General features: G+C 44.9%; 19 protein-coding genes. 11 read left to right on the top strand and 8 right to left on the bottom strand.

The window, feature by feature from the left end; all coding sequences use genetic code 11:
- The first annotated feature begins 53 nt into the window (after positions 1 to 53).
- Together nrfA and AB4249_RS21320 are read left to right on the top strand one after the other, a co-directional pair.
- Positions 54 to 1484 (top strand): ammonia-forming nitrite reductase cytochrome c552 subunit, encoded by a 1431-nt coding sequence (gene nrfA, locus AB4249_RS21325; protein WP_372104697.1) that lies wholly within the window; start codon positions 54 to 56, stop codon positions 1482 to 1484.
- Between the two features lie 125 nt (positions 1485 to 1609).
- A complete protein-coding gene (locus AB4249_RS21320) occupies positions 1610 to 1954 on the top strand; it encodes a rhodanese-like domain-containing protein (protein ID WP_017063559.1) in 345 nt (114 codons plus the stop codon).
- Between the two features lie 25 nt (positions 1955 to 1979).
- Here AB4249_RS21320 and AB4249_RS21315 read toward each other — a convergent pair whose 3' ends face one another.
- Together AB4249_RS21315 and gyrA are read right to left on the bottom strand one after the other, a co-directional pair.
- Positions 1980 to 2609, bottom strand: coding sequence for a tetratricopeptide repeat protein (locus tag AB4249_RS21315; RefSeq protein WP_017066842.1), 630 nt, complete (start codon positions 2607 to 2609; stop codon positions 1980 to 1982).
- 169 nt (positions 2610 to 2778) lie between these two features.
- The gene (gene gyrA / locus AB4249_RS21310) at positions 2779 to 5421 is read right to left on the bottom strand and encodes a DNA topoisomerase (ATP-hydrolyzing) subunit A (RefSeq protein ID WP_017072500.1); all 2643 of its coding nucleotides are present in this window, start codon (positions 5419 to 5421) and stop codon (positions 2779 to 2781) included.
- Positions 5422 to 5679: 258 nt separating this feature from the next.
- Here gyrA and ubiG point away from each other — a divergent pair, with 258 nt between their 5' ends.
- From ubiG to yfaE, 4 genes are all read left to right on the top strand, one after another.
- Complete coding sequence (gene ubiG / locus AB4249_RS21305; protein WP_017060991.1) at positions 5680 to 6423, top strand: bifunctional 2-polyprenyl-6-hydroxyphenol methylase/3-demethylubiquinol 3-O-methyltransferase UbiG; 744 nt, start codon at positions 5680 to 5682, stop codon at positions 6421 to 6423.
- A 508-nt stretch (positions 6424 to 6931) separates the two neighbouring features.
- Positions 6932 to 9214: a class 1a ribonucleoside-diphosphate reductase subunit alpha gene (gene nrdA, locus AB4249_RS21300; RefSeq protein ID WP_102333640.1), complete on the top strand. Its 2283-nt coding sequence runs from the start codon at positions 6932 to 6934 to the stop codon at positions 9212 to 9214.
- Positions 9215 to 9317: 103 nt separating this feature from the next.
- A complete protein-coding gene (nrdB, locus tag AB4249_RS21295; protein WP_372104694.1) occupies positions 9318 to 10451 on the top strand; it encodes a class Ia ribonucleoside-diphosphate reductase subunit beta in 1134 nt (377 codons plus the stop codon).
- Positions 10451 to 10729 (top strand): class I ribonucleotide reductase maintenance protein YfaE, encoded by a 279-nt coding sequence (yfaE, locus tag AB4249_RS21290; protein ID WP_372104691.1) that lies wholly within the window; start codon positions 10451 to 10453, stop codon positions 10727 to 10729. The genes nrdB and yfaE overlap by 1 nt, the downstream gene beginning before the upstream one ends.
- Positions 10730 to 10901: 172 nt before the next feature.
- Here the strand turns inward: yfaE and napF are convergent, their stop codons facing one another.
- Together napF and AB4249_RS21280 are read right to left on the bottom strand one after the other, a co-directional pair.
- Entirely contained in the window at positions 10902 to 11417 is a 516-nt protein-coding gene (gene napF, locus AB4249_RS21285) for a ferredoxin-type protein NapF (RefSeq protein ID WP_372104689.1), read from the bottom strand.
- Positions 11417 to 11980, bottom strand: a complete 564-nt coding sequence (locus AB4249_RS21280) for a molecular chaperone TorD family protein (protein WP_372104686.1) — start codon at positions 11978 to 11980, stop codon at positions 11417 to 11419. The genes napF and AB4249_RS21280 overlap by 1 nt, the downstream gene beginning before the upstream one ends.
- A 198-nt stretch (positions 11981 to 12178) precedes the next feature.
- Here AB4249_RS21280 and AB4249_RS21275 point away from each other — a divergent pair, with 198 nt between their 5' ends.
- Genes AB4249_RS21275 through AB4249_RS21265 form a run of 3 tightly spaced genes read left to right on the top strand, consistent with a single transcriptional unit; the run spans position 12179 to position 16096 of the window.
- Positions 12179 to 14617, top strand: a complete 2439-nt coding sequence (locus AB4249_RS21275) for a DmsA/YnfE/YnfF family dimethyl sulfoxide reductase (RefSeq protein WP_017063553.1) — start codon at positions 12179 to 12181, stop codon at positions 14615 to 14617.
- 11 nt (positions 14618 to 14628) lie between these two features.
- On the top strand, positions 14629 to 15249 hold the full coding sequence (locus AB4249_RS21270) for a DMSO/selenate family reductase complex B subunit (protein ID WP_004733360.1): 621 nt from the start codon (positions 14629 to 14631) through the stop codon (positions 15247 to 15249).
- 1 nt (position 15250) lies between these two features.
- On the top strand, positions 15251 to 16096 hold the full coding sequence (locus tag AB4249_RS21265; protein WP_017060997.1) for a DmsC/YnfH family molybdoenzyme membrane anchor subunit: 846 nt from the start codon (positions 15251 to 15253) through the stop codon (positions 16094 to 16096).
- Positions 16097 to 16270: 174 nt separating this feature from the next.
- Here AB4249_RS21265 and AB4249_RS21260 read toward each other — a convergent pair whose 3' ends face one another.
- Positions 16271 to 17509, bottom strand: a complete 1239-nt coding sequence (locus tag AB4249_RS21260; RefSeq protein ID WP_017069172.1) for a CinA family nicotinamide mononucleotide deamidase-related protein — start codon at positions 17507 to 17509, stop codon at positions 16271 to 16273.
- A gap of 210 nt (positions 17510 to 17719) precedes the next feature.
- On the opposite strand from AB4249_RS21260, the gene AB4249_RS21255 reads away from it, so the two are divergent.
- The gene (locus tag AB4249_RS21255) at positions 17720 to 18628 is read left to right on the top strand and encodes a DUF3943 domain-containing protein (RefSeq protein WP_017069173.1); all 909 of its coding nucleotides are present in this window, start codon (positions 17720 to 17722) and stop codon (positions 18626 to 18628) included.
- 267 nt (positions 18629 to 18895) lie between these two features.
- A complete protein-coding gene (locus tag AB4249_RS21250; RefSeq protein WP_017061000.1) occupies positions 18896 to 19408 on the top strand; it encodes a glycine cleavage system protein R in 513 nt (170 codons plus the stop codon).
- Between the two features lie 73 nt (positions 19409 to 19481).
- Here AB4249_RS21250 and nspC read toward each other — a convergent pair whose 3' ends face one another.
- From nspC to AB4249_RS21235, 3 genes are all read right to left on the bottom strand, one after another.
- The gene (nspC, locus tag AB4249_RS21245; protein WP_017063550.1) at positions 19482 to 20621 is read right to left on the bottom strand and encodes a carboxynorspermidine decarboxylase; all 1140 of its coding nucleotides are present in this window, start codon (positions 20619 to 20621) and stop codon (positions 19482 to 19484) included.
- A 199-nt stretch (positions 20622 to 20820) separates the two neighbouring features.
- Positions 20821 to 22074, bottom strand: a complete 1254-nt coding sequence (locus tag AB4249_RS21240) for a carboxynorspermidine synthase (protein WP_372104683.1) — start codon at positions 22072 to 22074, stop codon at positions 20821 to 20823.
- An 8-nt stretch (positions 22075 to 22082) separates the two neighbouring features.
- Complete coding sequence (locus AB4249_RS21235) at positions 22083 to 25022, bottom strand: pyridoxal phosphate-dependent class III aminotransferase (RefSeq protein WP_170791836.1); 2940 nt, start codon at positions 25020 to 25022, stop codon at positions 22083 to 22085.
- Positions 25023 to 26002 lie beyond the last annotated feature (980 nt).

Raw genomic sequence — 26002 nt, 5'->3', positions numbered from 1 at the left:
AATAGCAAACTCACAACGCTTGGTATAAAAATCAGTATATTGGAGATATCACTGTGAAAAAGCATTGGATACGTAATTCCGTCACAGCATTATTAATGGTTAGCGCATCACTAGTAAGCGCGACCAGTTTTGCTGCGTCTGAACAAAAAGAAATTGGTGATCCTCGTAACGACCAGTTCGAGCAAAACCACCCAGATCAATACCATTCATGGAGACAAACGTCAGAGAGCGAAGCCATTGAAGACGCACTAAAAGAAGATCCAAACATGGTTATTCTATGGGCGGGCTACGGTTTCGCGAAAGACTACAACAAAGCCCGCGGCCACTTTTATGCGGTTGATGATGTAAGACAAACCCTGCGTACTGGCGGACCAACCGACGAAAATTCAGGCCCAATGCCAATGGCGTGCTGGAGCTGTAAAAGCCCAGACGTAGCACGCGTTATTGAAGAGCGTGGTGAAGACGGCTACTTTGAAGGTAAATGGGCTCGTCTTGGCAGCGAGATAGTCAATCCAATTGGTTGTGCCGACTGTCACGATACTCAAAGTGAAGGCTTTAAAAATGGCGAACCTGCACTAAAGATCACTCGTCCTTATGTTGAACGTGCGTTCGATGCGATTGGGAAGAACTTCGAAGAGCAAGGTCGCTTTGATCAGCAAGCCTCTGTGTGTGCTCAGTGCCACGTGGAATACTACTTCACAGGGCCAACCAAAGGTGTGAAATTCCCTTGGGACCAAGGTACAACCGTTGGCGACATGGAACGCTACTATGATGCAATCAACTTTAAAGATTGGACGCATAAAGTATCGAAAGCACCAATGCTGAAAGCACAGCACCCAGGTTTTGAAACATGGCGTGAAGGCATCCATGGTAAGAACAAAGTCGTTTGTGCTGACTGTCATATGCCGAAAGTTACCAAAGAAGATGGCACTGTTTATACCGACCATAAAGTGGGTAACCCATTCGACCGCTTCGAAGATACGTGTGCAAACTGTCACACTCAATCGAAAGAAACCATGCGTAACATCGTTTCAAGCCGCAAAGCGCAAGTTCTGAACATGAAGCTGACTGCTGAGAAACAAATCGTAGCTGCTCACTTTGAAGCAGGCGCGGCATGGGAAGCGGGTGCGACAGAGCAAGAGATGGAGCCTATCCTACTGGATATCCGTCACGCTCAATGGCGTTGGGACTACGCTATTGCATCTCACGGCATTCATATGCATGCACCTGAAATCGCTCTAGAAGTGCTAGGTACTGCCGTTGACCGCGCAGCCGATGCTCGAACTAAGATTGTTCGTCTACTGGCGAAGAAAGGCATCACCGATCCAATCGAGATTCCAGATATCTCGACAAAAGAAGCAGCTCAAAAAGCGCTTGGAATGGACATGGATAAGATGAACGCTGAGAAGCAACACTTCTTAGACACCGTGGTTCCTAAGTGGGAAGAGCAAGCTGAAAAGCGTGAAGCTAACTACGAATACTAGTTCCTTCAAATAGACCAATAAGATAAAACCAGTCACACTGTAAAGGTGTGGCTGGTTTTTTAGATTTGGGCGCACTCAACCGTCCCAATTTCACATTACCTTTTAGCTAATTCAAGGAACAAAGAATGAAGCACTTACTTTCGCTTTCGGCATTATGCATCGCATTAACAAGTTCAGGACTTCACGCCTCAGAACGAGCAGAAACAGGGTGGGAAATGATTGAGGAAGGTGCGCTGGTCGTTGATGTCAGGACACCAGGAGAGTTCAAGCAAGGTCATCTGGACAATGCGATTAACTACCCTCTTTCTGAAGTCGCTACGCACTTTGCCAGCATAGACAAAGCTCAACCTATCGTTTTGTATTGCCGCAGTGGTAACCGCTCAGGACAAGCTTACCAGTATTTGAAAGCTCAAGGGTTTACACAGATCCACAACGCTGGCGGTTTAATTGAGATGCAAGAAAGCAAATAATCTCGAAATTACAGATAGTGCCCGTTTAACGGATCATTTGCTTAGCTTGGTTGATCGAATGGATGATAGAGACACGATCAATGCCTTTCTGGTTAGAATCGAGAATTTGAGTCCAAGCATCGATCGCTTGTTGGTAGCGCATACTGATGAAGTGATCGGTCGCTATCAACATCAATGCCGTACGATCGTTGGGATCAAGCTCCATGGATTGATTTAAGAGCACTTTCACATCATCACTCATCGCCTGTGAACTTAGGTAATACAAGGCGCTCGCTTTAGCTGCATAAAGCCCTGAAGGCGCCTGTGGGTCTAAACGAATCGCATAGTCGTAACAGGTAAATGCAGCATCAAACTCCCCTTTCTGCATATAAACACCACCAAGCTTAAACCAAAGGTCTGATTGATTAGGGTCTTGCTCCAGGCTCTGCTGAAGTTCATTTTGGAAATCTGTTGCTGTATAGCTGCTGTCGTCACTTGAAGTAAGTTGAGGGGCTTCTTGTTTCATCTGAGACCAAACCAGAATGCTGGCTAATATCGCCACACATGAAATAAGGAGGTTGCCTTTAAGATGACTGGTTTTTCTGTTTGATGCGATCACGATTGCCACTAGAAATAGGCTCATTAGCAGCAAAGCAATCAGTAACCAGATATCCATTCCATTCTCCTTTCATTGACGCTTTACTGTACCTTTTTCTCACTAAAACAATATTGATCGAGGTTTAGCTATTGGCTTTTAAACAAGTCACAGCCAAATTCTAGGTAATAAAAAACCGAGCACAATGGCTCGGCTTTTTGTCTCAACTTCTATTTATAGAAGTGAAAGATTACTCAGTGTCTTGCTCGCTATCAGAAGCGTCTGATGCTTGCTCTTCACTTGATTCAGAAACGACTGCTGCTTCAGCGTTTGCTACTTCAGCTTCGCCTTCAACAACCTCAGCTTCTTCTACTTCGTCGATACGTTGTAGACCTACAACGTTCTCGTCGTCAGAAGTACGAATCAGTGTTACACCTTGAGTGTTACGACCAACTTGGCTCACTTCCGCAACGCGAGTACGTACTAGCGTACCTGCGTCGGTGATCATCATCATTTCGTCGCCTTCTTCAACTTGAACAGCGCCAACAACTGGGCCATTACGTTCAGAGACTTTGATAGAAACCACACCTTGCGTTGCACGGCCTTTCGTTGGGTATTCAGCTAGTTCAGTACGCTTACCGTAACCGTTTTGAGTCACAGTTAGGATATCGCCTTCGTTAGAAGGAACAATCAACGATACTACTTGATCGTCTTCTGGAAGCTTCATACCACGAACACCAGAGGCAGTACGGCCCATTGCACGTACTTTGTCCTCGTTAAAGCGAACAACTTTGCCCGATTTAGAGAACAGCATGATGTCGCTATCACCGTTAGTGATGTCAACGCCAATCAGTGAATCATCGTCACGTAGGTTAACGGCAATTAGGCCGTTAGCACGTACGTTTGCGAACTGATCCAGTGATGTCTTCTTAACAGTACCGTCGCCGGTTGCCATGAAGATGAATTTCTCGTTAGAGAACTCAGAAACAGGCAGGATAGCCGTGATACGCTCACCTTCTTCTAGAGGAAGAATGTTCACGATAGGCTTACCACGAGCAGTACGACTTGCTAATGGCAGTTGGTAAACTTTCAGACGGTATGTCTTACCACGAGTAGAGAAACATAGGATGTTATCGTGAGTATTAGCTACAAGCAGACGCTCAATGTAATCCTCATCTTTCATCTTAGTTGCACTCTTACCTTTACCACCACGACGCTGAGCTTCGTAGTCGCTTAGGATTTGGTACTTAACGTAACCTGCGTTAGAAAGCGTTACTACAACGTCTTCTTGAGCAATCAGCTCTTCCATGTCGATGTCATGAACTGCCGCTGTGATTTCTGTACGACGCTCGTCGCCATAGATTTCACGTACTGCTTCAAGTTCTTCACGGATAACTTCCATCAAACGCTCAGTGCTTGCAAGAATGTGCATTAGCTCAGCGATTTCTTCTAGAAGGGCTTTGTACTCGTCTAGAATCTTCTCGTGCTCAAGGCCTGTTAGGCGGTGAAGACGAAGTTCTAGAATTGCTTGTGCTTGTGTTTCCGTTAGGAAGTATTGACCATCGCGGATGCCGTATTGGTCTTCTAACCAATCAGGACGAGCTGCGTCAGTACCTGCACGCTCAAGCATTGAAGCAACGTTACCAAGATCCCAACCACGAGACACTAAACCAACTTTAGCTTCTGCTGGTGTTGGCGCGCTCTTGATCAGTTCAATGATTTCATCAATGTTAGCAAGTGCTAGAGACAATGCTTCAAGGATGTGTGCACGGTCGCGTGCTTTCTTCAATTCGAAGATAGTACGACGAGTCACAACTTCGCGACGGTGGTCTACGAAGCACTTAAGCATGTCTTTGATGTTGAACAACTGTGGTTGACCGTTATTCAACGCAACCATGTTGATACCGAAAGTCGTTTGCAGTTGAGTTTGAGCGTATAGGTTGTTAAGAACCACTTCGCCTACTGCATCACGCTTACATTCAATAACAATACGCATACCGTCTTTATCAGACTCGTCACGCAGTGCACTGATGCCTTCTACTTTCTTATCTTTAACCAGTTCAGCAATCTTCTCGATCAAACGAGCTTTGTTTACTTGGTAAGGGATCTCAGTAACGATAATGGTTTCTTTACCATTCTTCTCTACTTCGATATCCGCTTTTGAACGCATGTAAACCTTACCGCGGCCAGTCTTGTAAGCATCTACGATGCCTTTACGACCACTGATAAGTGCTGCTGTTGGGAAGTCAGGACCAGGGATATAGTCCATTAGCTCATCAATAGTGATATCTTCATTATTGATAAATGCTAAACAGCCATCAACAACTTCACCAAGGTTATGTGGTGGGATGTTGGTAGCCATACCTACTGCGATACCAGAAGCACCGTTTACCAATAGGTTAGGAATTTTTGTAGGAAGTACTGCTGGAATTTGTTCTGTACCATCGTAGTTCGGTACGTAATCCACAGTTTCCTTATCAAGGTCAGCCAGGAGCTCGTGAGCAATTTTCGCCATACGAACTTCGGTATAACGCATTGCAGCCGCGGAGTCGCCATCGATAGAACCAAAGTTACCTTGGCCATCAACTAGCATGTAACGCAGTGAGAACGGTTGCGCCATACGAACAATAGTATCGTATACAGCACTATCACCATGTGGGTGGTATTTACCGATTACATCACCTACTACACGAGCAGACTTTTTATATGGTTTGTTCCAATCATTACCTAGTACATTCATCGCGAACAAAACGCGGCGGTGTACAGGTTTTAGGCCATCACGCACATCTGGAAGGGCACGACCAACGATGACGGACATCGCGTAGTCTAGGTATGAACCTCTAAGCTCATCTTCAATATTTACGGGCGTGATCTCTTTCGCTAGATCGCTCATAGAGCCATTTTCCCTCTATAGTCAGATCGTATTTTTGAATACGTATAAGACCGAAAAATATAACACAAATTTACCTACGGAGGCATCACTTTCCCTCTCCTTTTACCATCTTGTGACCCTTGTAGCCAATCAATTGATGAGAAATTGCACCTCCGCATCATATCTTGCTGAAACATGGTCACTTTACATCCAATAAACTAGCAAAATTGTAGATCTTCTGGTCAGCGCGAAAAGGCAAGTTATAATGCCTGCAATTTCATGGATGCATTATTTAACTTGGAAATGCCGATTATGACTAAATCACAGAACGTAGACCCAGCAGAAATCAAGAAATTCGAAGACATGGCGTCACGCTGGTGGGATCTAGAAGGCGAATTTAAGCCACTACATCAAATCAACCCACTGCGACTAAATTACGTATTAGAGAAGACTGAAGGCCTATTTGGTAAGAAAGTCCTCGATGTTGGCTGCGGCGGCGGTATTCTTGCAGAAAGCATGGCGGTTGAAGGTGCGATAGTGACAGGCCTAGACATGGGTAAAGAACCGCTAGAAGTCGCGCGCCTTCACGCATTAGAAACGGGCACCAAGCTCGATTACATCCAGAGCACTATCGAAGACCACGCAGAACAGAACCCACAGACGTACGATGTGGTAACGTGCATGGAAATGCTTGAACACGTTCCTGACCCACAATCTGTTATCACTGCCTGTTCGAAATTGGTGAAACCGGGCGGCCACGTGTTCTTTTCTACATTAAACCGTAATTTCAAATCTTACTTGTTTGCGATTGTTGGTGCAGAGAAGCTATTGAGGATCGTTCCAGAAGGCACTCATGAACACGAGAAGTTCATTCGCCCTGCTGAACTTATCAAGATGGTCGATAACACTCCGCTGCAAGAACTAGGGATTACAGGGCTGCACTACAATCCTCTTACGGACACTTATCGTTTAGGCACAAATGTAGACGTAAACTACATCGTCCACACGCAAAACTTTGGCTAAAAAATATCGGTAGCCCTACCGTAAAACCTTTTGTAAAAAAGACGAATGAAAAGAGTTGCAATTACCATAACTTTGCGACTTTTTTCAGTCTAAATTTCGTGCGCTAGCTTCCATTTTGACCACCTCGATTTAAATTTAATCGCCTAAAATCAATCGCCCATTTTGGCCAAAGATCAAGGAATTTTTTTTTATGGGCGTGCAAAAATAAAGCATCATTAAAAGCCGACTTTTATACAATCAAGTCACATATAACCTCATCAGTTAGTGGTCACTTACAGTTTTTTTTCAATCCACCACTTATCCACAAGCAACCCCATTTCTTTACCTTGAAAAATATCAGTTGTAGCACTATCTTGTAACCCAACAAACAAATGACCCCTATATGTTGTGTTTGAACTACAATGTATGGGTAGACCAAGATCACAAAGCCGAAACGTAATTTACAAAAATTACACAGAAATACACAAAAACACGGCCTTGTTCAGTTTTGTTAGGGAAATTAAGCAGAATGAACCAACAACTTACTGTTACCAAGCGTAACGGGCGCAAAGAAACGATCGATCTAGAGAAGATCCATCGCGTGATTACATGGGCAGCTGAAGGCTTGCACAATGTTTCTGTATCACAAGTAGAATTGAAAGCTCACATTCAGTTTTACGATGGCATCACCACTACTGACATTCATGAAACTATCATCAAGTCAGCAGCGGATTTAATCTCTGAAGAGACTCCTGATTACCAATATCTAGCAGCACGTCTGTCTGTATTCCACCTACGTAAAAAAGCGTACGGCGAATACGAGCCGCCTGCACTGTATGACCACGTTGCAAAACTGGTTGATATGGGTAAATACGATAGCCACCTTATGGAAGACTACACGAAAGCTGAATTCGAAGAGCTTGACGAGTACATCGACCACAAACGTGACTTAGACTTCTCTTACGCAGCGGTTAAGCAGCTCGAAGGTAAATACTTCGTGCAAAACCGTGTAACGAAAGAAATCTACGAGAGTGCTCAGTTCCTTTACATTTTAGTTGCTGCGTGTCTATTCGCTAAATACCCGAAATCGACTCGTCTTGACTACATCAAACGTTTTTACGACGCATCGTCTACGTTTAAGATTTCTCTACCTACACCGATCATGTCTGGTGTACGTACGCCTACTCGTCAATTCAGCTCTTGTGTACTGATCGAATGTGGTGACAGCCTTGATTCAATCAACGCAACAGCAAGCTCAATTGTTCGTTACGTATCTCAACGTGCTGGTATTGGTATCAACGCAGGTCGTATCCGTGCGCTGGGTTCTGAAATCCGTAATGGTGAAGCGTTCCACACTGGCTGTATCCCTTTCTACAAATACTTCCAAACAGCAGTAAAATGTTGTTCACAAGGTGGTGTTCGTGGCGGTGCGGCAACGGTATTCTACCCACTATGGCATGGTGAAGTTCAGTCTCTATTAGTACTGAAAAACAACCGCGGCGTTGAAGAGAACCGTGTTCGTCACATGGACTACGGCGTACAGCTGAACAAACTCATGTATTCTCGTCTTGTTCAAGGTGGCAACATCAGCCTGTTCTCACCTTCTGACGTACCTGGCCTTTACGATGCGTTCTTCGAAAACCAAGACCGTTTTGAAGAACTATATGTTAAGTACGAAAACGATCCTTCAGTGAAGCGTGAAACGGTTAAAGCCGTTGAGCTGTTCTCTCTGCTAATGCAAGAGCGAGCTTCTACTGGTCGTATCTACATTCAGAACGTTGACCACTGTAATACACACAGCCCGTTTGATTCTGAAGTGGCTCCTGTTCGTCAGTCGAACCTATGTCTAGAAATCGCGCTACCAACTAAGCCACTTTCTAACGTAGAAGATGACGAAGGTGAAATTGCACTATGTACGCTTTCAGCGTTTAACCTAGGCGCAATCAACGAGCTAGACGACCTTGCTGAGCTTTCTGAACTGGTTGTTCGTGCACTTGATGCATTGCTTGATTACCAAGACTACCCACTTCCAGCAGCACGCAAGTCGACAATGAACCGTCGTACTCTAGGTGTGGGTGTCATCAACTACGCATACTACCTAGCGAAAAACGGCGTGAAGTACTCTGATGGCAGCGCAAACAGTCTGACTCACCGTACTTTTGAAGCAATTCAATACCACTTGTTAAAAGCGTCTGTTGAACTGGCGAAAGAACAAGGCCGTTGCCCATCTTTCCACGAGACCAACTACGCGAAAGGCCTACTGCCAATCGATACTTACAAGAAAGATATCGACTTAGTATGTGAAGAGCCACTGCACTACGATTGGGACACGCTACGCGAAGAGATCATGGAGCACGGTCTGCGTAACTCTACGCTAACAGCGCTTATGCCTTCTGAGACATCGTCTCAAATCTCGAACGCGACTAACGGTATCGAGCCACCACGTGGTTACGTATCAGTGAAAGCATCGAAAGACGGCATCCTTAAGCAAGTGGTTCCAGATTTCCTAAATCTTAAAGAGAACTACGAGCTACTTTGGAACATTGGTTCTAACGACGGTTACCTACACCTAGTGGGTATCATGCAAAAATTCGTTGACCAAGCTATCTCTGCAAACACTAACTATGACCCAAGTGTTTACGACAGCGGTAAAGTACCAATGAAGAAGCTGCTTCAAGACCTACTAACAGCGTACAAGTACGGTGTTAAGACGCTTTACTACCATAACACTCGTGATGGTGCTAAAGACGACCAAGGCGATGCAGTTCAAGTGCCGGAAGAAGATTGTGAAGGCGGCGGTTGTAAGATCTAAACCGCAATAAACATTAAGACCCCAGAGAAGAGTTATCTTCTCTGGGTTTAAAGCATTAACAGGGCCCGTTTTATTACGGGTCTTTAAAGGATTTGAGGCATTTATGGCTTACAGTACTTTTTCTCAGCAAAAAAATGACCAACTAAAAGAACCAATGTTCTTGGGTCAGTCGGTAAACGTTGCACGTTACGACCAACAAAAATTCGAAATCTTCGAAAAGTTGATCGAGAAGCAGCTTTCTTTCTTCTGGCGTCCAGAAGAAGTAGACGTATCTAGCGACCGTATCGACTACAACAAGCTTCCTGAGCATGAAAAGCACATTTTCATCTCTAACTTGAAGTACCAAACGCTTCTAGATTCTATCCAAGGCCGCAGCCCTAACGTTGCCCTACTTCCACTGGTATCTCTACCAGAAGTTGAAACTTGGATTGAGACTTGGTCTTTCTCTGAAACGATTCACTCTCGTTCTTACACACATATCATCCGTAACATCGTCAATGATCCAGGTGTAGTATTCGACGACATCGTTGAAAACGAAGAGATCCTGAAGCGTGCGAAAGACATCGCGTTTTACTACGATGATTTAATCAAGCTGACGGCTGACTACCACCGCTACGGTGAAGGCAACCACAACATCAACGGCGAAGACGTTAAGATTTCACTTCACGACCTGAAGAAGAAGCTTTACGTATGTCTAATGTCTGTAAACGCACTGGAAGCGATTCGTTTCTACGTGAGTTTTGCATGTTCATTCGCATTCGCTGAGCGTGAGCTAATGGAAGGTAACGCGAAGATCATCAAGCTAATCGCTCGTGATGAAGCCCTTCACCTTACTGGTACACAGCACATGATCAACTTGCTACGCAATGGTCAAGATGATTTTGAATTCATGCAGATCGCTGAAGAGTGTAAGCAAGAGTGTTTCGACCTATTCAAAGAAGCGGCTGAGCAAGAGAAAGAGTGGGCAGAATACCTATTCAAAGATGGCTCTATGATTGGTCTGAACAAAGACATTCTTTGCCAATACGTTGAGTACATTACCAACATCCGTATGCAGGCTGTTGGCCTAGGTACGGCTTACCCAGCAGCAACGTCGAACCCAATTCCATGGATCAACGCTTGGTTGTCTTCAGATAACGTTCAAGTTGCTCCACAAGAAGCAGAAATCAGTTCTTACCTAGTTGGCCAAATCGACAACGAAGTAAAAGCTGACGACTTTGAAGGATTTGAGCTGTAATGCCAACAATCACAATCAACAAACTGACTTCAATTGAATCTAACCCTTCAAACACTCTGTTGGAAACAATGGAACAAGCTGGGTTAGAGCCAGAATACAACTGCCGAGATGGTCACTGTGGCGCTTGCCGCTGCACGTTGGATTCTGGTGAGGTCGAGTACGTTGGTTTTGCTATGGCTTACACGCAAGGTAATGAGATATTGCCTTGTATCTGTAAAGCAAAGACTGAGCTATCGCTGAGTAACGTTATTCATAGAAACAAGCAAAAACGCGCATAAGCCAGCTGGCTTTAGGTCACTTTGTTCGAATATCGTCAATAAGAATCAAAAAAGGGTCCGCTTCCTTTAGGAATGCGGACCCTTTTCTATTTATGTCTTTAGGTATCTAAAGCGACTCGTCTATCACTCAACCAAATCTTCCTGTTGGCTTGTGTCATACAAAGCCAAACGTTTATTGCTGAGTCAGGTTAAGAGTCACAGAGCCAATATAACAAGCGCTTCGGCACTCTCCACAGCCGTTACACTTATCTTTGTCCACTGTAGGCAACTCTCCTACTTCGATGTGTATTGCACCAGCTGAACACGCCGTTTGGCATGCTGAACAGTCCATTTGCATGTAATTATTGCAGCTATCCGCAAAGCTCGGCTTGAGGTCGATATAAGGCGTGACCGTTGGATGAAGTGCGCCGGTCGGACACACTTCAGTGCATTTGTTACACATAGAACAACTGTTGTAATCCAAATTCAGCAGCGCACTGCCCTCTAGCACCTCAATAACGCTATTTGGACACGATTGTTCACACAATCCACAACCGTCGCAAAGACGCTCAAACAGCACCTCATCGACCGCTCTTGGCGGTCTTGCATGCAAGCGCTGTGATATCTCTTCATAATTCGCGGCTGCTTTAACCGGTTTAGAAAGTCGAGTTAAGAAACCGCGTCTATTTGAATTTATTTGTTCAGACATTAGTCGATATATAACTTTTTAGTAGCAACGTTTAAATTATATTCAGATATTAAGTACTTAAACCAATCTATTACATCAACCGATAGCTTTTTATAAAAAGATAACTCTGATGCTTTATTTAGTTTTTCTAAATAAACAGAAGACCAAGTTAATAAGTGACCCTCAAGTAATTCACCAGCTGAATTAATATTATTTTCTAACAAATACGCATGAGCGAATAACATTAAACCAAATTGATCTTCCGGCTCTCTTAACCCAGTGTCTAATTCAATCTGATTCAATTCTAAAAACTGGCGATACTCAACCGTAGAAGCACCAAACACAACGCGGTCTTTATCTAGGTACACAGAACCCCAAGGCGGAGCTGGCATATCTCCAACGCCTTCAAACAGGCGGCTGAACTCTGCTGCGAGCGCATCTTCGTCTTCGCTTCTTAATGCCTGCAAGCATTCTTCAGAGAGTACTTCGCTCTCAACCAAAGCTTCGACAATGGTGATTAACTGTTCTTTACTTGTCGCTTGATAAAATAGCGAACCCAACAATTTATGCGTATCGATAATCATTATTATTTATACCGTTATAGGTTTAAAGATAATTATATTAATTAACTCATTTCATTCTTTGATCTATTTTATACATTCAATTCATAAACTTTAAATTCCACACTTATTTGATGCCAATCAATCAATAATTCGAAATAAATACATAAAGAACAAACTACCTATAAAGTGCTAGCTATCAATAGTAAAAGGCATCTTAGAATGACGAATAAGAAAGAATCTGGGGTAATGAATCTTACTCGAAGAGGCTTCATGAAAGCTTCCTCTGCAGTAGGTAGTGCAGCTGCACTTGCGGGCGGTATCGCTTTACCTTTCAAATCCAAACCAGTAGCGGCTGCGGTTGCTGAGAATGTGGATGAGAAAATCGTGTGGAGTGCATGTACAGTAAACTGTGGCTCTCGCTGCCCACTGCGTATGCATGTACAAAACGGTGAAATCAAATACGTAGAAACAGACAACACAGGCACTGACGAATACGGTCATCACCAAGTTCGTGCGTGTCTACGTGGTCGCTCGATGCGCCGCCGTGTTTATAACCCAGATCGCCTAAAGTACCCAATGAAACGTGTGGGTAAACGTGGTGAAGGTAAGTTTAAGCGTATTAGCTGGGAAGAGGCTTATGATGAAGTCGCTGGCACCATGCAACGCCTTATCAAAGACTACGGTAACGACACCATCTACCTAAACTACGGTACTGGTACGCTGGGCGGTACAGTAACTAAGTCTTGGCCACCAGCTCAAACGCTGATTGCTCGTCTAATGAACTTAAGTGGTGGTTACCTAAACCATTACGGTGACTACTCAACAGCGCAAATCACGAAAGGCTTGAGCTACACCTACGGCGGTTGGGCAAACAACAACTCTTTCTCTGATTTAGAGAACACTAAACTTAACATTCAGTTTGGTAACAACCCTGCTGAGACACGTATGTCTGGTGGCGGTCTGATCCACCACTACGTAGAGAGCAAAAACAAATCGAACGCAAGAACGATCATCATCGACCCTCGCTACACCGATACTGCCGGTGGTCGTGAAGATCAATGGATCCCAATTCGTCCTTCTACCGATGCTGCGTTGGTTGCCGGCCTTGCACACGTGATGATCACGGAAGACCTTGTCGACCAACCGTTCCTAGACAAATACTGCGTAGGTTACGACGAGAAAACTCTGCCTGCATCAGCGCCTAAAAACAGCGACTACAAATCTTACATCCTAGGTTTAGGTGAAGATGGCGTAGAGAAAACACCAGAGTGGGCTTCTAAGATCACGGGTATTCCAGTTGATACTATCGTGAAGCTTGGTCGTGAGATGGGCACAGCAAAACCGTGTGCTATCCACCAAGGTTGGGGGTTACAACGTACTGCGAACGGTGAGCTAGCTTGTCGTGCAATCGCAATGCTGTCGCTACTCACCGGTTCTGTGGGTGTATCAGGCGGTTCAACAGGTGCTCGTGAAAGTGACATCAACATTCCGTTTGTGCGCTTCCCTACTGTGCCAAACCCAGTTGAAACGTCTATTTCAATGTTCATGTGGACAGACGCGATTTACCGTCACCATGAAATGACCGACATCACTGATGGTGTTCGCGGTGCAGAGCGCCTTAAGAACCCAATCAAAATGATCTGGAACTACGCAGGTAACTGCATCATCAACCAACACTCAGACATCAACAAGACTCACGCGATTCTTCAAGATGAAAGTGCGTGTGAAATGATTGTCGTGGTTGATAACCATATGACTTCTTCAGCGAAATACGCCGATATCATCCTTCCAGACTTAACAACGTCTGAGCAAGACGACTGGTGTATGGACGGTAAAGCGGCGAACATGCCTTACTTCATCTACGCGCAGAAAGCGATTGAGCCTCAGTTTGAAGCGAAATCTATCTACGAGATGTGTACTCAGCTTGCAAAACGCATGGGCGTAGAAAAAGAGTTCACCGAAGGCCGTACTCAAGAGCAATGGATTGAGCACCTTTACGCAGAAACTCGTAAGAACGATCCAACACTGCCAACCTTCGAAGAGATGAAAGAGCTGGGTATCTACAAACGTAGCTACGACCACCACTACATCGCTTACGAAGACTTCCGCAAAGATCCTGAAGCGAACCCACTGACTACACCAAGTGGCAAGATTGAGATCTACTCAGAGCAACTGGCTGATATCGCGAAGACTTGGAAGCTGAAAGAAGACGAAGTGATTCACCCACTTCCGATTTACGCGGACTCTTTCGAAGGTCATAACGACCCACTAGCAGAGAAGTACCCACTTCAGCTAACCGGTTTCCACTACAAGGCTCGTACTCACTCGACTTACGGCAACGTTGCAGAAATCAAAGCAGCAGCACCGCAAGAGTTGTGGATCAACCCAATCGATGCAAAAGAACGTGGTATTGATAGCGGCGACATGGTGAGTATTTTCAACGACCGTGGCGAAGTACATATTCCAGCGAAAGTGACACCTAGGATTCTTCCTCGAGTTGTCGCACTAGGCGAAGGTGCATGGTACGCACCAGATGGTCAGAAGATCGACCATGCAGGCTCTATCAACGTGCTGACGACTCAGCGCCCGAGCCCACTTGCTAAGGGTAACCCTCAGCATACAAACCTAGTTCAAATCAAAGCGCTAAAGAAAGCATAAGGTAGGTTGGAATGAAACAATACGGCTTTTACATTGATTCAAGTAAATGCACGGGTTGTAAAACCTGTCAGCTTGCTTGTAAAGATTATAACGATCTAGACATCAAAACGAACTACCGTCGCGTATACGAATATGCCGGTGGTGGCTTCACTCAAGATGGTGATACCTGGGTTCAGAAAGATGTCTTTTCTTACTACCTATCTATCGCTTGTAACCACTGTACTAACCCAGCGTGTGTGAAAGTGTGTCCTTCGGGCGCAATGCACAAACGTGATGAAGACGGTTTGGTTGTGGTTGATGAGAGCGTATGTATTGGTTGTCAGCACTGTAGCAATGCGTGTCCTTACGGCGCACCACAATACAATGCTAAGAAAGGTCATATGACGAAATGCGATGGTTGTTACCAACGTGTTTCTGAAGGCAAACAGCCTATCTGTGTTGAGTCTTGCCCACTTCGTGCATTGGAGTTTGGTGAAATCAATACACTTCGCGAGAAGTACGGCTCTGGTGCGGATGTGGCTCCACTGCCATCTTCAACAGAAACGCTACCAAACATCGTGATTAAGCTGAACAAAAACGCGAAGCCGACTGGCGATACCAGCGGTCACCTAGCAAACCCGAAGGAGGTGTAAGATGATTTTTCATGAGTGGTCTTTAATCTTCTTTACGGTGCTGGCGCAAACTGCGGTTGGTGGTTACTTACTGATTGGCGCACGTGCACTGGTACTTGGTCATGACGAAGAGAAGCTGAACAGCTACAAGGTTCCAATGTTTATCCTATGGGTACTGATGGGTCTTGGCTTCATGTTCTCGACAACGCACCTTGGCTCTCCACTGCGCGCGTTTAACGCTTTTAATCAGCTAGGTTCGGCTTGGTTGTCTAACGAAGTGTTCTTCGGTGCGGCATTCTTCGCTGTCGGTGGCCTGCAATGGTTACTGTCGGTAGTCAAGAAAGGTGGCGTTGCTATCCAGAAAGCACTGATGGTTGGCGCGATGGTACTGGGTGTTATCTTCATGTACGCGATGATCAACGTATACATGATCAACACAGTACCGACGTGGGACAACATCTACACACCACTGAGCTTCATCATGACGATGGTTGTGGGTGGCTTGCTGTTATCTCAGTTCGTGATTGTATTCGCAAACGACAGCCGCTTTACGGTTGACCGTAACATCACCATGTTGGCTGTTATCGCTGTTGCTATCAGCTTGCTTGTGACAGTAGGAAAACTGAACCTAATCGGAGACATCCAAACTTCAGCGGCAAAAGCGTCTGAGTTAGTCGATGGTTTAGGTAGCTATGTGATTCTTCAAGTGGCACTGCTAATGGCAAGCTTGTTGATTTGGATTCTACCTATGCTGAACAAAGCAAAAGTGAACCCAGTTAACCTTGGCTTAGCACTAGTATTGTTCTTGGCTTCAGAGTTAATCGGCCGTGGTTTGTTCTACAGCCTACATATGACAAGCGGTTTGTAATCGAGTTCTTACAGACATGAGTTGCGTGTAAACATCGCTGCTTGTTTGGTTATCTAGAAGGCTAGATAAACAAAAGGCCCAACACCTATTTAGATGTTGGGCCTTTTTATTTCGTTTTTTCTAGCGTTTTTAATACAGACTTAGCGAGTTCGCTTACATCGTTAGCTTACATAGCTACTTAATGATAGCCGCTGGAATAAACATGTCTTTTAATCGCTTAACCGAAGAATAAGTACCAAACATCGGTTTGTTATCTAAATGCCTTCTCAGCATATCGGCGGCAACGGTCTTAATCACGTTGCGTTGGTCTTCACGCGAGTACTGACGATAAAACTCAAGTACCTGCCCCCACTCGCCTGCTTCAGTCGACAATGCAACGCTGAATGTGTTGCCTTCCAGCTTACCAGTCACCAAAGCCAATTCAGTTCCGCACTTATCTCTTGTTGCTCCAGCCAGCGCAAAGGTCGCGGCTAATGGATCGCTCTTTTCAAGTTCGCTCTCTTTTGGCTCAGCCATCACCCATGAGTGTCCGAAGCAATCTTCTATCTGCTCATTCAATTGCAGCCACGCTGACAGTGAACCTTTGGTCGACACTTCAGACACAGATAACGTCTTCTTTTTTTCCGCCATGATGTGTCCAATATGGTCAATCATCGGCTCATCAACACTAACGACATTACTCTCTAGCAGCTTGTAAACCATCTGCAGAAGCTTAACGCGAGTTTCTAAGTCTGCCTTAGGACCAAACAGTTTGACCTCAATGAACGGCAGATAAGAGCGATAACCAAGTTCATAACCTTCTGGCAGCTTTAGTTGATCCAAAACATCAGAGATACCGGACTCAGACAAACCAAACGTAAACAGTCGACTGCATTCAGAGGCAACCACTTGAGGGTAGGTACACGACAAGTCAGGAAGAATCTCAAACGTCACCATGCGCTTGAATTCACTTGGTACACCCGGCGTGAAATAGAAAGTCGCATCGTTAATTTTCAGTTTGAAGCCACAAGCCGTCCCCACAGGGTTATCGACAATCTCTGAACTCGCAGGTAACAAAGCTTGTTTAAGGTTGCTGTCTGGCATTGGCATGCCACGTCCAGAGAACATCTCTTCCATACGAGCAAGCCATTCAGGGAACATGACGAGTTTCTGCTCGGAAGCAGCTGCAGCGGCGGCAGCACTCATATCATCGGTTGTCGGGCCTAAACCACCATTAACGATAACCACATCATAGTTAAAGCTCAGCATCAGCAGTTCTTCAACAAGAGCATTCATTTGATCACCCACAGTTGAGCGCTTAGCAAGCGCAAAACCATGCTGATAAAACTCAGCAGACATCCAAGCTGCGTTTGTATCTACAATGTCTCCATGAAGAACTTCTTCACCTGTGCTTAACATTGCGATTTTCGTCATATTTCTATCCCTTGTTGTCATAAAAAGACACTGCATTATTTACAAACTGGTCTATGGTTGAATTTGGAGCAATTCGCCTTTTCACTAATATTAATAATGTTAAACCTAAGGTTTTCTTAGGAAAAGCTATAAATTATTAGTTCCCTAAATCAGGCATTTAATAGATAATTGTGATCCTGATCAATTCCAAACTTTCTCATGGAGACCCTTGTGGCCAAATCACCGTTACTAGCAAAGGTTACTGCCGCATTTTCAATGCTAATGTCAGTTAACTCGGTTGCAAGCCAATACGACTTCGACCAGCCAATCAACCTTTCTTACTCGGATGAATGTGCTCAAGATTACTGTTTTAATGACAACTTGTACACCTACAAGCCTAGTACCAATTACGCACTGAGCGAATCGAGTGATGAGTACGACTTCTCAATCCAACAACCAAAACACATGTTGGTGAGTCAGGAGAAAGATTGGGATTACCTAATGGGTCAAACCTACACCATTCTTGGCTTGAGTGTCGCGACAGTGGGTCTAATGACTCTGCTCCCTGAAAGTATTACTAAGTGGGATGATGACCAACGTGATATCAGCTCATTAGGTAAAAAGTGGAAAGATAACGTTTCTGCTGGTCCAACATGGGACCGTGACGAACACTTCCTAAACTACGTAATGCACCCATATTTCGGTGGTGTTTACTACACCGCAGCTCGACACGCAGGTTACGACGAGTTTGAGTCATTCTTATACTCTTGGACTATGTCGACGTTCTTCTGGGAATACGGCGTAGAAGCGTTTGCAGAAGTACCTTCATGGCAAGATCTCTTCATCACACCTTTCTTCGGTGCGGTTGTCGGTGAAATGATGCTAGAAGCAGAGCAGGATATCATTGCTTCAGGTGGCGAAGTGATGGGCTCTCAAACCATGGGTGATGTGTCGCTATTCTTCCTTAACCCTGTTGGACACATTCACTACTGGGTAAGTGACGCATGGGGCGGTGATGCAGAAGTTAACCTGAATACTAACCCTTGGTGGGATAACCAAGACGCTGCACGTTTTGCTTACGATGCTGGCGCACCATACGACTCTCAGTTTGTTGGTATGAACTTCAAAGTAACGTTCTAATTCGTCTCTAGTACTACTCAATATAAGTTATTGAATATAAGTTGCTGAATCATCAATCACAGTGACAACTCTTCTAAAAAGCGGCTCTCTAGCCGCTTTTTTTGTGCCCTACTCTTCATTCTCTTTTTTTGCATCGAAGCTTAGTTTCAAAAATTGACCTAGGTCAAACATTGTTCGATGTAACCTTCTACACTGAAATTAAAGAACTTTATCGCGTGATATCAAACATTTAATTAGCAAAGAATAATTGAAACCTTGGGGGCTGATATGAACAGTACATTTATCGTAAACTTTATCGGAAAAGCATCACCAGCAACAATCAAACAGCTTGCTGCGGTTACTCACGAAAACGACGGCAAATGGCTCATCAGTAAAGTGAACTTTATTGAAGACCAAGTCGCAGGCGTACTAAAGGTTCAACTTCCAGCCATCAACGAATCGATTGTAAAAGAAGCGTTCAGCGCCAATCCAGATCTCATCGTGCAGTTTGTCGATTCCGATCATACACACAATGTTCAAGACACGGTCCATCACTTGAGACTCGACTCTAACGACCGAGCAGGTATCGTCAACGAAGTGACTCATGTATTGGATAGACAAGGAATCAGTATTCTCGATATGGATTGTCACCGCGTCTTTATCGCTGGTGGCGGCGGTGTTAGCTCAAGTCTATTCACATCAAAAATCGCCGTTAAGCTGCCAATCGAAGTACAGATCGACGACGTAGTTAATGAACTCGAAACGCTCAGTGAAGATACTCGTGTGATGATTGAAAGCTAAATAAACAAAATTAAAGAACAAAAAAGAGCAGCTCATTAGCTGCTCTTTGTATTGCTCTGAACTTGTGATTCAGTTACTTAACTGACCATTGTGATAATGAGCGTTTGAAGTCTTCATAGCCGAATTCATTTAGCTTCTGAACTTCACCACTGCTACGTTCACAGTAGATTGAAGGCATTTTAAGGCCATTGAACCAGTTCAATTTCACCATTGTGTAACCCGCGCTGTCTAACAGATGCAGCTTTTGACCAATCTTAAGTGGCTCATCAAAGCTCGCTTCGCAGAACTGATCGCCCGCAAGACATGAACACGAACCAATCACGTAGTCATGGCTGCCTGTTTCTGATGCTTCCAATACTGATGCGGGCTCATTGTAGATAAGCGTGTCAAGGCGGTGCGCCTCAGTCGCTGAATCCACAATCGCTGTTTTCTTCACGTTCTCAACAATATCGACCACTGTCACAACTAGGTCGGTTGTTTTAGTGATGATCGCTTCACCCGGCTCAAGATACATCTGCACACCGTGCTTTTCAGAGAAGGCTTTCAGCGCAAGACCGAGTTTTTCGATGTCATAGCCAGGCCATGTGAAGAACACACCTCCGCCCATGCTCACCCAGTCCAACTTATCTAAGTGCTCACCAAACTGTTCTGAGATTGAATCAAGCAGGCCGATAAACGCATCGACGTCTTTGTTCTCACAGTTCATGTGGAACATCACACCATTAATCTCATCGAAAATTTCTGGTTTGATGTGGTCAGCTTGCACGCCCAAACGCGAGAATTGACGTGCTGGATTCGCCAAGTCTTGCCCTGCGTAGCTCACGCCCGGATTTAAACGTAAACCCAGTGAAGCTTTACCTTCAACAATATGACGGTAAGCAGCAAGTTGGCTTTGAGAGTTGAAGATCATCTTGTCGCAGATGTCAGCAACCTCTCTCACGTCATCTTCACTGTAGCCCACACTGTAAGCATGAGTTTCACCGCCAAAAGTTTCGTGACCTAATTTCACTTCATAAGGGCCAGAACTAGTAGTACCGTCTAGGTACGGTTTGATGATGTCAAACACGCCCCAAGTCGAGAAGCACTTAAGCGCAAGTACCAATTTCACACCTGAAATCTCTTTCAGTTGCTTGGCTTTTTCTAAGTTCGCAATCAACTTGTCTTCGTTGATCATGAAATATGGGGTTTTTAGTTCTTCTTTCTTAAACGTCATTTTTGTAAACACTCAAGCAGCATCTATAGATGGAAAGGTAAATTAACAATTTTGGTGTGATTTATTTTGATTTTGTCCTGTCCGAGCGCAGTGAGTTACAAAATCAAAATAAATGATACCAAAGCTTCAAGGCTATCATCATCGAAAAGGGAACAATCCATGTCCCCTTTAATTAGCAATCAAAACAAGAAATCAGTTCTTATTTTTTCTGCTCATGAATCACTGGAAGACCTTGGCCTGCTTCAAGCTCTTGAACATGCCAATCTAGACCAATTTCCGGCATAGTTGCTAGGAACGGATCTGGATTTAGCTGTTCCATGTTGAACACGCCTTTATCAGCCCATTCGCCACGGAAGAACTGAAGTGCAGCGGTAATCGCTGGAACACCAGTTGTGTAAGAGATCGCTTGGTGCTCTACGTCTTCGTAAGCCACTTCGTGGTCTGCGTTATTGTAGATGAATACGCTACGCTCTTTACCATCTTTCTTACCTTGAACCCAAGTACCGATACACGTTAAACCAGTGTAACCCGGAGCTAGAGATGTTGGATCCGGTAGTAGTGCTTTAAGAACATGCAGAGGCTGAACCACAGTACCATCGTGCAGTGTTAGCGGATCTGGGCTAAGAAGACCGATATCACGCATGCAGTTGAAGTAGTTCAAGTATGCATCACCAAAGCCCATCCAAAATTCGATACGCTTAGCTGGGATGAACTCTTTCATTGAACGAACTTCATCGTGCGCCATTGAGTAAACTTTGTGAGAACCACAGTTCGGGAATTCAAACTCAAGCATACGAGAGTGACAAGGTACTTGTTTCCACTCTTCATTTTCCCAGTAGAAAGAATCGCCTTGGATCTCAAGCATGTTGGTTTCTGGGTCAAAGTTTGTCGCAAACTTCTTGCCGTGGTCACCAGCATTCACATCCATTACATCAATTGAGTCAATCTCATCGAACAAGTGCTTAACCGCGTATGCAGCAAAGATTGATACCACACCTGGATCGAAACCAGCACCAAGAATACCTGTGATGCCTGCTTCAGCGAACTTCTCACGGTAGCCCCACTGCCAATCGTAAGCTTGTGGTACTTGTTGGCCTTCAGAACATAGGTCAACCGCTACCGATGTATCTAAATAAGAAACTTTAGATTGGTAACATGCTTCCATGATTGCCATGTTTACCCAAGGAGGACCAGCGTTGATCACTAGATCCGGCTGAACTTCTTTAATCAAAGCAACAAGCGCATCAACATCATCAGCGTCTACTGAACGTGCTTCTAGTTTCTTAGTTGAATCTTTAAGGTTGTTTTTACCCTTGATAGATTCGATGATTTTTTCACACTTCGCGATTGTGCGAGAAGCGATTGTGATATCACCCAGTACTTCGTTATTTTGTGCTGCTTTGTGTGCAACAACCCAACCAACGCCGCCTGCACCAATTTGTAGAATAGCCATAGTATTAATTACCCTTGTTGTTCTGCTAGCTCAGTGGCTAGAGTTTGAATTTTGTTAATTAGAGATTTGAAATCTGATGTCTTTAGGCACGGATTCAAGATAGTGAATTTAAGCGCACTCTTACCATCCACGACCGTTTCACCGAGTACTGCAACACCACGAGTCAGCGCTTCCAGTCTTAGCGTTTGATTCAATTTGTCTAAATCTAGCTCGCCGTTTGCTGACGGCTTAGATCGGAACAGCACTGTTGATAGTGACGGCTCTGCGAGTAGCTCTAAGTCAGCTTGGTTTTGAATCAGGTCTGCCACTTCTAGCGTTTGCTCAAGAAGATGGTCGTACATATCACCCAACTGCTTTGGTCCAACGCTTTGCATCGTCATGAAGACTTTCAATGCATCGAAACGCTTGGTGGTCGCAATAGACTTATCGACTAGATTTGGCAGTTCATCGTGTTCGCGGTTTAGGTAATCTGCGTGATGTAGAAGGTACTTAAAGTTCGCTTTGTCTTTCAACAATACCGCGCCGCAGCTGATTGTTTGATAGAACAATTTGTGGAAATCGACACTCACAGAGTCCGCTTTTTCGATGCCTTGTAAGCGAGCCTTGTGGCTACTCAAGATAAGCGCGCCACCGTATGCACTGTCGACATGGAACCAAAGGCCTTGTTGGCTTGCGAGGTCTGCAATCGCATCAAGGTCGTCGATAGCACCGTGATCGGTTGTACCCGCCGTACCGACAACAGCAAAAGGAATCAACCCTTGTGCTTTAAGCGCTTTCACTTCTGCATCTAACAAATCAGGCTTGATAGTGCCGTTTGCATTGGTGTCAACACAGCACACTGCCGCTTCGCCTAGCCCTAGTAGAGAGGCTGACTTTTGAACCGTGAAGTGAGATTTCTTTGAACATAAGATACGCAGCTTGCTCGCGTATTCTGGTAAGCCAAGCTTTTGGATTGAGTGACCATTGTGCTTATCCGCAACCCAGTCTCTCGCAAGCAATAAACCCATTAGGTTACTTTGCGTGCCACCGCTAGTGAAAACACCGTCAGCTTGTGCGCCAAGTTGGTATTTGTCACACATCCAATCCACGACGCGCTGCTCAACATAAGTCGCAGCCGATGCTTGGTCCCATGAATCCATTGATTGATTCAATGCCGCGATAATCGATTCCGCTGCTACCGAAGCCATAAGAGGAGGAGTGTGAAGGTGTGCAATGCAATCTGGGTGTTGCACGAAGATGGAGTTTGCAGCGACAAGGTCTGCAGTACTATCTACAACATCAACCAAAGCGTGTTGATTGTTATCAAGGTCGACAGCATTGATAGCTGCTTCTAGCACTTTTGGATCTAAACCCGAATAAGGGGTTTCAACCTGTTCAAAAACCGCTTTCATCGCTTGAGTGGTTTGGTTCATCACGTTAGCAAATTCGTCGCTACCGCCTAAACCTGTATGGATGAAATGCTTGTTCCATTCTTGGTTTGCTTGTTCGCTTGAAGCTGGGTCTTGTTGTAAGCCACCACCAGCTGCGATGATCGCTTCTTCCATTACGCGGAGTGCAAAGTCAATCTGCTCAAAAGAGATAATCATTGGCGGAAGGAAACGAATTACCGAGCCATCACGACCACCCTTTTCAACCATCAAGCCACGCTCTAACGCTGCTCGTTGAATCGCTAGGGTTAGTTCGCCGTCTGATTGTGGTTCGCCAAACTTGTTAAGCTCACCATTTGGTTGTTTGATCTCAGCACCGAGCATCAGGCCTTTACCACGAACTTCAGCAATACAGCTAACGCGTGATTGAATCTTCTCAAGCCCGTGACGTAAATATTGGCCTGCGATGTTCGCGTGCTCAACTAAGCCATCTCGTTCGATGATCTCCAACGCCTTAGCGCCAGAGACCATTGCTAATTGGTTACCACGGAATGTACCGGTGTGCTCACCCGCTTTCCATGTATCAATGCTCTTATCGAACACAAGCAGCGACATAGGCAGTCCGCCACCAATCGCTTTAGATAAACATAAGATATCTGGATTAACACCAGACTCTTCAAACGCAAATCGATGGCCAGTTTTGCCCACACCACACTGAATCTCATCAAAAATCAGTAGGATGCCGTGCTCATCACAGATGCGACGTAGGCCTTGTAACCAAGATGCTGGAGCAGGAATCACACCGCCCTCACCTTGCACAGGCTCAACGATCATCGCCGCCGGTTTCATGATGCCAGACTCGTCATCATTCAACATACGTTCGATGTAACGAATGCTCGCGTTAGCACCCGCTTCACCACCAATACCAAACGGGCAGCGTAGGTTGTATGGGAAAGGCATGAAGTGCACATCAGACATCAAGCCGCTACGACGCTCTTTAGTGCCGAGGTTACCCATCATACCCATGGTGCCGTTCGTCATACCATGGTAAGCACCACGGAAAGCAAACATGGTGTTGCGACCTGTGGTTTGCTTGGCGAGCTTGATCGCCGCTTCCACAGCGTCAGCGCCAGATGGGCCACAGAATTGAAGAACCGAGTTATTTGAAAAGTCTTGAGGAAGAAAAGCTTTAACTCGCTTGATAAACGTCTCTTTTGCTTGAGTCGTGATATCAAGTGTTTGGTATGGCAAACCAGAATCGAGTTGGTCTTTAAGTGCTTGGTTAATCTCAGGGTGGTTGTAACCCAGAGAAAGTGTACCTGCACCGGCTAAGCAATCGAGAAAGAGTTGGCCACGAGTATCTTCAACTAAAGCGCCACATGCTCGTTTAATAGCAATAGGCAGGCGTCTTGGGTAAGAGCGAACATCCGACTCATGCTGTTCTTGCTCTAGCAAAATAGCGTCAGGTGTTAGGTCGTACGTTCCCTCTAAGATAGGAACCATAGTTGAAAATGAATTTGCGATAGTATTGATATCGACTTCAAAGGCGGTAGTCATAAAAGTCCCCTTGAATGTGTTCATACTCACCTCCATCAGACGCAATTACCCACCAACTCTCGTTAAATTTGGAGAGAGTTCATAGTGAAGTACACGTATTGTCTAGAAATGAGATATAGCTGTACGCTCGCATAAGTCAAATGACGAATACGAAATTAAGCCGTCTTAAGACAGCGATAAATTGTTAGCGTGAGCTCAAGGTTCAGTAATGCTACTGTTTTGAAGAATTGGACATTTTTGCAGGATCGGGCAGCTATGAGGAGCTGGTCCCTTTGGAAATGCAGAGCTGATTAGCAATGTTGTAATTAGTGTGTTCAATGTTGGGTTTCCCATTAACATGACGAACTGCGCCATAAGTATCCCGTCTATCAGCTAAAGGACTAGCCAATACCTACCCTACGTAATGTCCCAATCAGCAAGAATGGTCACTACGCGTATCCCCCAGAAGCAATCGTTGCTCTTCTTGAACATTTTCATTCCGAGATTGCGCGGGAAAGTAACATAAAGTGAAATGAACGATCAATAGTTTTTAGTAATAGCTTGATAAATAGCAGCGGTGGCTAAGCAATTGCTGTAAATATCGTCACACTATCGTTTGGAAAAGAGATCCCCGGTTCATTCGTTCCTCATACCCGAGGATGACGACGTGGGGTTATAAACGTTGCTAGAGAAGCTTTTAGGTCATGGCGTCACTCCCTAGAGCGAGGTATGAATTCATAGAGAACCCCTTACAACATGTCATTGTATTGCTTTATTCAAGAAACTATCTGATGCAATAGATTAAACTGAAGTTAATCAGCAAGCGGCAAGAGATCCCCGGTTCATTCGTTCCTCACACCCGAGGATGACGACGTGGGTGTACAGGCGGTGTTAGTGATGGCTTTGAGGCTGTGGCGCCTTTCCGTCATTCCTTAGCCTGAAGAATGAGTTCATTGGGAGTCCCTTACAACATGTCGATGTATTGTTTTATTCAGAAACTATCTGGGCTTTGTTTCCTAATTGGA

Origin of the sequence: Vibrio sp. 10N.261.55.F4, from assembly GCF_041470465.1 — a bacterium.
GTDB lineage: Bacteria > Pseudomonadota > Gammaproteobacteria > Enterobacterales > Vibrionaceae > Vibrio > Vibrio crassostreae_C.
The sequence above is the reverse complement of the archived record's forward strand: the minus strand, read 5'-3'. Positions and strand labels throughout refer to the sequence as shown.

What these genes read in the sequence shown, in the direction of transcription:
- AB4249_RS21235 (WP_170791836.1), bottom strand. Translation starts at nt 25,022, where the DNA reads ATGAACACATTCAAGGGGACTTTTATGACTACCGCCTTTGAAGTCGAT.
- napF (WP_372104689.1), bottom strand. Translation starts at nt 11,417, where the DNA reads ATGTCTGAACAAATAAATTCAAATAGACGCGGTTTCTTAACTCGACTT.
- AB4249_RS21260 (WP_017069172.1), bottom strand. Translation starts at nt 17,509, where the DNA reads ATGACGAAAATCGCAATGTTAAGCACAGGTGAAGAAGTTCTTCATGGA.
- nrdB (WP_372104694.1), top strand. Translation starts at nt 9,318, where the DNA reads ATGGCTTACAGTACTTTTTCTCAGCAAAAAAATGACCAACTAAAAGAA.
- AB4249_RS21320 (WP_017063559.1), top strand. Translation starts at nt 1,610, where the DNA reads ATGAAGCACTTACTTTCGCTTTCGGCATTATGCATCGCATTAACAAGT.
- yfaE (WP_372104691.1), top strand. Translation starts at nt 10,451, where the DNA reads ATGCCAACAATCACAATCAACAAACTGACTTCAATTGAATCTAACCCT.
- nrdA (WP_102333640.1), top strand. Translation starts at nt 6,932, where the DNA reads ATGAACCAACAACTTACTGTTACCAAGCGTAACGGGCGCAAAGAAACG.
- AB4249_RS21240 (WP_372104683.1), bottom strand. Translation starts at nt 22,074, where the DNA reads ATGGCTATTCTACAAATTGGTGCAGGCGGCGTTGGTTGGGTTGTTGCA.
- AB4249_RS21280 (WP_372104686.1), bottom strand. Translation starts at nt 11,980, where the DNA reads ATGATTATCGATACGCATAAATTGTTGGGTTCGCTATTTTATCAAGCG.
- AB4249_RS21315 (WP_017066842.1), bottom strand. Translation starts at nt 2,609, where the DNA reads ATGGATATCTGGTTACTGATTGCTTTGCTGCTAATGAGCCTATTTCTA.
- gyrA (WP_017072500.1), bottom strand. Translation starts at nt 5,421, where the DNA reads ATGAGCGATCTAGCGAAAGAGATCACGCCCGTAAATATTGAAGATGAG.
- AB4249_RS21250 (WP_017061000.1), top strand. Translation starts at nt 18,896, where the DNA reads ATGAACAGTACATTTATCGTAAACTTTATCGGAAAAGCATCACCAGCA.
- AB4249_RS21275 (WP_017063553.1), top strand. Translation starts at nt 12,179, where the DNA reads ATGACGAATAAGAAAGAATCTGGGGTAATGAATCTTACTCGAAGAGGC.
- ubiG (WP_017060991.1), top strand. Translation starts at nt 5,680, where the DNA reads ATGGATGCATTATTTAACTTGGAAATGCCGATTATGACTAAATCACAG.
- AB4249_RS21270 (WP_004733360.1), top strand. Translation starts at nt 14,629, where the DNA reads ATGAAACAATACGGCTTTTACATTGATTCAAGTAAATGCACGGGTTGT.
- nspC (WP_017063550.1), bottom strand. Translation starts at nt 20,621, where the DNA reads ATGACGTTTAAGAAAGAAGAACTAAAAACCCCATATTTCATGATCAAC.
- AB4249_RS21265 (WP_017060997.1), top strand. Translation starts at nt 15,251, where the DNA reads ATGATTTTTCATGAGTGGTCTTTAATCTTCTTTACGGTGCTGGCGCAA.